We start from the raw sequence: 7,618 nt of genomic DNA on the forward strand, positions 1-7,618 counted from the left end.
CACTTTACCCTCGCTCTCGCGAGCGCATAACCCAGGCTACGTCAAGTGCCATCGATATATTCAGCAAGCCCTAATTAATTCACTTGCTGTTTCCTTGATTTTTTTCATTTATCTCACCTTTTGATTCCCAAAATGAGGCTACAGATCGACTTCCTGACCTGGATGAGCCAAATTGTTAACTTATATATTATTTGAAGTCGTTTTTTGCCATGACCCCTTTTATTTTGCTAATAGATTAGCACTAAAATCTCTGGCAGACAACCAAGGTCGCGAGTTTACCTGTGGCTGAGTTTAAAATAGCTTTCCATGATTTAAAGTAGATGAATCTTAAAAATATATTAATTATGTTATGGGTAATGAAACGTTAGTTTCGCGCTCCGTAGGAATGTAATCACCCAGGTGAGTAGAGGTTTACATTTTGTTACATAGTCAGGTTTATTTGCGCCTACTGAATTATCGTTAAGCTAATCCGCATTTAAATTGCATGGTCAAATAAACTTTCAGTGGTGTTGCATAATTATAGTATAAATATAGGGAATCACCATGCAATGTCCTGAGTGTAAATCAACCCATATCCGTAAAAACGGTAAGAAAAAAGGAAAATAGAACCACATTTGTGTCAAATGTGGCCGTCAATTTATCGATGATTATGAGTAACAGCGAGGTGACAGTGAGACTGTGAAACGGGAATGCCTAAAAATGTACGTCAATGGTAAGCTGTTCTACATTTAAATTGTCTGTTAAAAAACAATCAAAGTCTTGTGGGGTGGGCGTCCCGCTCGCCCTGAATATACAATTTAAATGCGCGACAGCTTATGGGTTTTTGGGCGATTAGCGAATCAAAGGAGTTCATCACACCACCCTAATAACTTGGGTAAGACTTGTGGGAAAACTATTACCAGATGTTTATGACCCCGAAGTTATGCCAGAAGTCGGTGAGCTTGATGAATTACAGACTTATATAAAAAACACACAAAATCTGGCTGTGGACAGCCGTTGACCACTTTCGGTCAGGAATTTTAGGATGGGTATTAGGAGATCATAGTTCCGAGACGTTTGAATCGTTGTGAGACAGGGTAAGTGCCTGGAAATGCTATTTTTATGTCACGGATGGATACCCAGTCTATCCGATGTTTATTCCTGATGAAGATCACATCATTAGTAAGACTTATATGACACTCCTTAGAAGATGAAAATACGAGGTTGAGACATTATCTGGCAAGACTACATCGGAAGACTCTTTATTATTCTAAGTGCGCGGAAATGCTCAGGCACTCTATTAAAGTATTAATACATTACCTAAAATTTCAGGATGTTCCCGTTCCGGCAGTATTCATACCTTGATTCAGCAACGCCGAAAATGTATAGAATGCCGTAGCAGGAAGCGTACTGCCCTTCGGGATTTCTCTGGGAAAAACTATGAATAAAGTCAATACAGCCATCAAACTACTAAGCAGCAAAGCAATATAACAAGCAATTCGTCGTTTAGTGTAAAAGTAGGCAACAATTGGAACTTTAAAGGCAAGCACAGCAGTTACCCATAGACTGCGCCTAGATAACTTGACCAACTTTTCTAATTTCTTTGGAGCGATCGGAGGTTGAGCGATCGCACTGAGATTCTCCTGTTGAGTCATCGGTAGTGGCGGTGAGGAGGATTTAAATTAACATACCACACCGCCAATACATATATAGCGATCCTAAATGAATTGTGTAATTGTTGTAGGGGCCTACCCCCCGTGGTTGCACCGATCCCTGGGGGTAGGCATGGGGGCAATACCCCTACATATTGGTACTGACTTAGGATTGCTATATTCAGCAAGTTGTCAACAATTTCCTAACTTTTAGGAGGATAATTTCGATCGCCATTTTAAGCAATAAAAATCAACGTTCCCTTGCTCATTTCCAAAGTATCGCCCATTTCCATACCATTGTGAAAAGCACCCAAAATCACCTCGCTAGTTTTGCCTAAAGCGATCGCCCCGCTAGCATCAATTCCAATTGCGCCAAAATCCCGTTGACGTTCGTCAGCTTCAGTAAAAGAACGCTCAAAAGCAGCTTTCAAACTCAAACCATCCGTTACCCGAATCACAATTCGCGCCGCCAAACACTCGTCCATAATGTGCTCGCCAATTCCCGTACAGCTTACCGCCGCACTTTGGGCCGCGTAATTTCCCGCCGGCATTGCCGAGTCGCTAACCCGCCCGATGCGCTCAAAACCCTTGCCACCAGTAGAAGTCCCAGCAGCCAAGCGTCCATGCACATCCAAAGCTACGACTCCGATCGTACCCACACCGGCCGGTTCGGCAACCACGTCAGCCATTGCTTTGCTAAAATTGCCTTGGCGTTCCTGCATCCACTCGTGCAAACGCAAATCCGTCATCGGATCGTAAATCGGTAATTGAAGTTCTCGCAGCAATTCCGCCGAACCAAAATCAGAGAGAACTCGATCGTCCGAATGCTGCAAAAATTGAGCAAGTTCGATCGGATGTTGAACGCGAGAAACATTAATCGCCCCGCTGAAACGCTGCATCAAACCATCCATCAGCGAAGCACTCATCCGAATTTGACCGTCCGACTGCACCACAGAACCAGTACCGGCATTGAATCGCGGGTCATCTTCCAACAATTGGCACCCCCGCACCACTGCATCTACGGCACTTACACCGTCTTTCAGCAGCGGATAAACTTCCTCCAAAACATCGTAAAGCGATTTCCGCACCGCCTCAATTCCGCCTTTACTGTGTAGAGAACTGCCGGCACCGCCGTGAATAACTAATTTTGGTTGCACTTGTTGCGATGCCATAATTTATAACCTAATAACCTAAAATTTTTCCTTTGCAATCTTAGCTTTGTTCGAGCAACTTGCCCTAAATTCTTAATCTTGAGCCGCCAAACGGCGGCGACGACAACGTTCGGAGCAGTATTTGACCTCATCCCAGCAGTCCGCCCATTTTTTGCGCCAAGTAAAAGGTCGATCGCACACTGAGCACATTTTTGTCGGTAAATCAGATTTCGATCGTTGCTTAGCCATGCTAATTTTGACAATAGATTAACTACTTCACATCTTGTACCATTTTTATGAACAGGCAAGAGGCGTGTTCCACAAGAGTTAAATTTGATTGTGGAACACGCCTCTTGCCTGTTGCTAAGGAAACAACCTAATTTCTGCCAAACACCTCCCAAATAAAAATGCTCGAAAAGGCCGACGCCAACATCCGAATAGTCTTAGTCGAACCAGCAGGGCCCTTGAATGTGGGTTCTGTTGCCCGCGTGATGAAAAATATGGGTTTGCACCAATTAGTTTTGGTAAATCCCCAATGCGATTATTTAGGGGAAGAATCCCGACTGATGGCAGTTCGCGCCGCCGACATATTGGAAACGGCGAAAGTAGTCGAGAGTTTGCCCGCTGCTTTGGTTGGGTGTGTCAGAGCGATCGCAACTACAGGAGATGATAGTCGATCGTTGCCAACACAACTAGAAGAACCCGCAGAGGCCTTGCCTTGGCTCCTAGAAGCCCCCAGCGCCCTCATTTTCGGCCGAGAAGACTGTGGCTTGACCAATGCCGAATTAAACCGCGCTCAACGCCTGATCCGCATTCCCAGCAGCGATGCCTACACTTCCCTAAATCTCGCTCAAGCCGTCGCTATCTGCTGTTACGAAATATACAAGTCAGTTGTCAGTTGTCAGTTGTCAGTTGTCAGTGGCCAGAAGGAATCGGCTCCTTTGGAAAATTTAGAGGGATATTACCAGCAACTAGAAACGCTGTTACTCAAAATAGGATATTTGCAGCAGCACACAGCAGCAAGCCGGATGGAAAAATTTCGGCGTTTGTACAACAGAGCCTATCCGACAGTGGATGAAGTCGCCATGCTGCGGGGCGTCCTCCGCCAAACAGAGTGGGCAATCAAAACTTACCCACGAGAGGCAAATTCTGATACTCTGGATGGGGCGTTGCCGGAAAATCCAATGGATAGCTAGGAGAAATGCTGATAATTGGGGATGTGAGATTGAGGATTTTTTTCACAGAGAACTTTCCTGCACCCACTTGTCACCTTCATAACAGGGTTTCTTGACTAAAAACCTAAGCTTTGCGATAATTTGCGAGCAATAAACCCGGTTGCTGATACCATGCAGCGTCTGGGGCAAATCTAAAATCTAAAATCTAAAATCTAAAATCTAAAATTGATTGGCTGGCAAGCTGAAAAATCTTAAACTTGAACTTTACATTAGTGATGAAGGAGTAAGACGTGGCAGAGCGGTTTCCCAAAGGATCGATATTATCCGTGATATCCTCGATATCTTCTCCCAACTCCGGCTCAAAGCAGCCTAAGTCCGGCAAAGCAAGTCAGTCTGGCAAATCGGGCCGCCGCCGCCCTCCGCAACCGCAAAACGGCAACCCAGAAATTCGATCGCCCGAACCTGCGACTTTGCCACCGCAACAGGGCCGCGGCAGCAGAAATGGAGCCAATTCTCCCACATCTTCGGAAGAATTTACTACACAAGACTTTTTATCCGATCCTCGATCGGCAATTAACCCCAGAAAACCCAGAACCAGCAAAACTCCGCAGTCGAAGACTCGCCAACCCCGCAAAAAAGGCCTCGCTGCTGTTGATATGTTTGAGTTTCCCGATCCCAATCAGGAGCGGGAAAATGTGAGTTCGATCGCCAGCAATCCCAACACCCAGATCCCAACTGCCCCACCCCCTACCACCCGTGGAAGTCTTCCCAGTTCGCCCCCAGTTCGCATTTCAGACACGGTAATCCCCGCAGATGCCAAAAAACCCCCCGTGCCTAAACCGCGCCCAAAAGCGAGTGAGAGACCGGGTAAACGCTCTGCACCTCGGAGCGTGCCACCGTTGGTGTACGCTACTCGCTTGCTGATTTTAGGAGTTGGGATAGCGGTGATTTGCGGTACGCTGCTGTCGGTGGTAAATGCTGTGAGTCGAGCATCCACTGTAGCGCCAGAAGAACAAACCACCGCAGGGCAGAAAAACCAAGCCGATAGCGCCTCTGCGGAATCGGCAACCCCAGAAGTGCTGCAACTGAATCAAGAATTAGGAGCTTTGAAAACCCAAGTTCAGGTTTTAGCAACAGAAAATCCTAGTTTGACAGCCGGAATATTTCTAGTCGATTTAGATACTGGAAGCTACCTAAATTTTAATGGCGATACTGCTTTTGCTTCAGCTAGCACAATTAAAGTGCCAATTTTAGTAGCTTTTTTCCAAGCAGTAGATGAGGGCAAAGTGCAGTTAGATCAGATGCTGACGCTGAAGTCCGAACACATTGTCGGCGGTTCTGGGGATATGCAAGACCAGGCTCCTGGCAAGAAGTATTCGGCTTTGGAAGTTGCCCAAAAGATGATTGTTGTCAGTGACAATACGGCGACAAATATGATGATTGAGTTGTTGGGAGGTGCTGAGGTGTTGAATCAGCAGTTTGCCAATTGGGGTTTGAGGGCGACGGTTCTCCGCAATAATTTGCCTGATTTGGAGGGAACTAATACTACCAGTCCGCAGGATTTGATTAATATCATAGCCCAGATTGATCGGGGTAATTTGGTATCCGTCAAATCGCGCGATCGCATTTTGCAAATCATGCGCCAAACTAGAAATGATTCTTTGCTGCCGAAAGGTTTAGGCGAAGGTTCAGTTATTGCTCACAAAACCGGCAACATTGATACAATGCTAGCGGATGCGGGGATGGTGGATTTGCCGAATGGTAAGCGTTATTTGGTGGCGGTGATGGTGAAGCATTCACCGGAAACAGAGAAGCCAGCTCAAACATTGATTCGGGAGATTTCTCGGATGAGTTACCGCTATTTGTACGGTGGGGAAACGCCAGCCGATTCACAAGTGAAAATTAAAAATTGAAAATTCAACCGGGTTTTTTCGGACAAGTCTCGTAGACTTTATCAAACTATAAATCAGTTTGTATTATGAAACTAAGCATCCGCCTTGCTTGTCTGGTAGCGCTCTCAACTTTAGCCGTTGGAGTCTCCCCCACCTTGAGTAATGCTAATCCTGCTCCTGAATCTGAGACGGACGGCGTGAGAGTGATCAACAATAATATCGAACTCAATCGGGCAAAAAACTTAGCCCGTCAAGCAGCAGAAAGGGCTAATGGGGGTTTAGGCAACTATCGAGCTGAAGCTTCTATGCACGGTATTTCTAGGGAATCGCCTTTTGTAGACAATGGCGATGGAACTTGGACTTTTACTTTTAAGGGTAACAAGCCTGGTTCGTCTGTCTTTACTGTAGAAACGGTTGTTACGGTTTCCCAAGATGGCCGAATCAGAGTTGATTACAATGGGCAAATTCGCCAGTGATCTCAATTTTGAACAACTTTGCAAATACCGGACGATGCAGTTTCAATCTCCGATCGGGATTTAAGTTAACGGCATTTTTTCCGTTTGTTACAATCAAGGGAATTCCCATCCTCACATCAGCGCTAATGCAAATTATCCTAGAAGTTCCCGATCTCCTTGGCGAAAAACTGCAACAATTGGGCGATCGTCTCCCGGAAGCCCTGGATCGCGCACTTCGGGAACTCGCCCCCGCAGAAACCATTCCCTACCAAGACGATCGCCAAATCGTCGAACTGCTAGCGAGTCAACCCAGCCCAGAAGAAATCCTCGCAATCCGCCCCACACCTGCGTTGCAAGCCCGCATGAGCGAACTGCTCGATCGCAATAAATCCGGCACTCTTTCGGCCAGAGAGGAAGTTGAACTCGATCGCTATTTGCTGTTAGAACATTGGGTGCGTTTAGCCAAAGCTCATGCCTATAAACGCTTACAGACAGAAGCATGAGTTATGTACCAGCCACTCTGCGTCGGCTAGTGACCCAACGCGCCGGAGAGCAATGCGAGTATTGTCGATTTCCCCAAACGGCTTCACTCTTTGCCTTTGAAATGGAACACATCATTGCTGAAAAACATGATGGGGTCACCGAAGCTGAAAACCTAGCGTTATCCTGTCCTTGCTGCAACCGTTTCAAAGGAACTGACCTAGGTTCCATCGACCCTGAGACACGACAACTAACTCCCTTTTTTAATCCCCGTGTCCAGGAATGGTCAGACCATTTTCGGCTAGAAGGAGGATCAATCGTCCCACGGACACCAGAAGGGCGCGTAACCGCTAAAATTCTGCAATTTAACCTCCTAGAACGCATCCTCGAACGCGAGCAACTTATCAGTATTGGGGAATTTCCAGCACCCCGCCCACAAACCACATAAACAGTAGGTGATTGTATAAAATCAACCCAACGATGCCGATTGTAGCAATGACTTAGAGAAGCGGTATTACAAAACAAATGAATAATTTTAATTGTGAAAAAACCTTATAACTGGAATACTCTTATAGACTCCTTGGGTGATTGTAATTCCCCGTATGCTTATATAGTAGCTTATTATCTTTCAAGATTTGATAGAGATGGTTATCAGAAATTGGGATTTGGTAACATGACTGATACCCATGAAAAAATAGGCTCTCTACTGGGAATTTCCGCTAATACAATCAAAAATTTGAGAGATGCCTTTGATCCTTAAGCTGTTGCACATTTAAACTGTGATACAAGCATTACCCTTATTTTTAATTTTGCGACCCCATTTAATTATTAATT

General features: G+C 45.6%; 8 protein-coding genes and 1 pseudogene. 6 read left to right on the forward strand and 3 right to left on the reverse strand.

The window, feature by feature from the left end:
• Positions 1 to 543 precede the first annotated feature (543 nt).
• Positions 544 to 1,344, forward strand: a pseudogene (locus QUA90_RS29640) (IS1 family transposase).
• Here QUA90_RS29640 and QUA90_RS29645 read toward each other — a convergent pair.
• From QUA90_RS29645 to QUA90_RS29655, 3 genes are all read right to left on the reverse strand, one after another.
• Positions 1,308 to 1,634, reverse strand: a complete 327-nt coding sequence (locus QUA90_RS29645; protein ID WP_333448708.1) for a hypothetical protein — start codon at positions 1,632 to 1,634, stop codon at positions 1,308 to 1,310. The pseudogene QUA90_RS29640 and the gene QUA90_RS29645 overlap by 37 nt on opposite strands.
• A gap of 233 nt (positions 1,635 to 1,867) precedes the next feature.
• Entirely contained in the window at positions 1,868 to 2,803 is a 936-nt protein-coding gene (locus QUA90_RS29650) for an isoaspartyl peptidase/L-asparaginase (protein ID WP_333448709.1), read from the reverse strand.
• Between the two features lie 72 nt (positions 2,804 to 2,875).
• A complete protein-coding gene (locus QUA90_RS29655) occupies positions 2,876 to 3,031 on the reverse strand; it encodes a DUF2256 domain-containing protein (protein WP_333081368.1) in 156 nt (51 codons plus the stop codon).
• A gap of 158 nt (positions 3,032 to 3,189) precedes the next feature.
• Here QUA90_RS29655 and QUA90_RS29660 point away from each other — a divergent pair, with 158 nt between their 5' ends.
• From QUA90_RS29660 to QUA90_RS29680, 5 genes are all read left to right on the forward strand, one after another.
• Positions 3,190 to 3,978 (forward strand): RNA methyltransferase, encoded by a 789-nt coding sequence (locus tag QUA90_RS29660; RefSeq protein ID WP_333389555.1) that lies wholly within the window; start codon positions 3,190 to 3,192, stop codon positions 3,976 to 3,978.
• A 305-nt stretch (positions 3,979 to 4,283) separates the two neighbouring features.
• On the forward strand, positions 4,284 to 5,870 hold the full coding sequence (locus QUA90_RS29665; RefSeq protein ID WP_333448710.1) for a serine hydrolase: 1,587 nt from the start codon (positions 4,284 to 4,286) through the stop codon (positions 5,868 to 5,870).
• A 65-nt stretch (positions 5,871 to 5,935) separates the two neighbouring features.
• Positions 5,936 to 6,325, forward strand: a complete 390-nt coding sequence (locus QUA90_RS29670) for a hypothetical protein (RefSeq protein WP_333389551.1) — start codon at positions 5,936 to 5,938, stop codon at positions 6,323 to 6,325.
• 8 nt (positions 6,326 to 6,333) lie between these two features.
• Entirely contained in the window at positions 6,334 to 6,807 is a 474-nt protein-coding gene (locus QUA90_RS29675; protein ID WP_333448711.1) for a hypothetical protein, read from the forward strand.
• Positions 6,804 to 7,232, forward strand: coding sequence for an HNH endonuclease signature motif containing protein (locus tag QUA90_RS29680; RefSeq protein WP_333389547.1), 429 nt, complete (start codon positions 6,804 to 6,806; stop codon positions 7,230 to 7,232). Before QUA90_RS29675 ends, QUA90_RS29680 begins: the two co-directional genes overlap by 4 nt.
• Positions 7,233 to 7,618: the final 386 nt, after the last annotated feature.

Source organism: Microcoleus sp. D3_18_C4, from assembly GCF_036702355.1.
GTDB lineage: Bacteria > Cyanobacteriota > Cyanobacteriia > Cyanobacteriales > Microcoleaceae > Microcoleus.

Coding starts and splice junctions, on each gene's coding strand:
- QUA90_RS29650 (WP_333448709.1), bottom strand. CDS start 2,803: ATGGCATCGCAACAAGTGCAACCAAAATTAGTTATTCACGGCGGTGCC.
- QUA90_RS29680 (WP_333389547.1), top strand. CDS start 6,804: ATGAGTTATGTACCAGCCACTCTGCGTCGGCTAGTGACCCAACGCGCC.
- QUA90_RS29660 (WP_333389555.1), top strand. CDS start 3,190: ATGCTCGAAAAGGCCGACGCCAACATCCGAATAGTCTTAGTCGAACCA.
- QUA90_RS29645 (WP_333448708.1), bottom strand. CDS start 1,634: ATGACTCAACAGGAGAATCTCAGTGCGATCGCTCAACCTCCGATCGCT.
- QUA90_RS29655 (WP_333081368.1), bottom strand. CDS start 3,031: ATGGCTAAGCAACGATCGAAATCTGATTTACCGACAAAAATGTGCTCA.
- QUA90_RS29670 (WP_333389551.1), top strand. CDS start 5,936: ATGAAACTAAGCATCCGCCTTGCTTGTCTGGTAGCGCTCTCAACTTTA.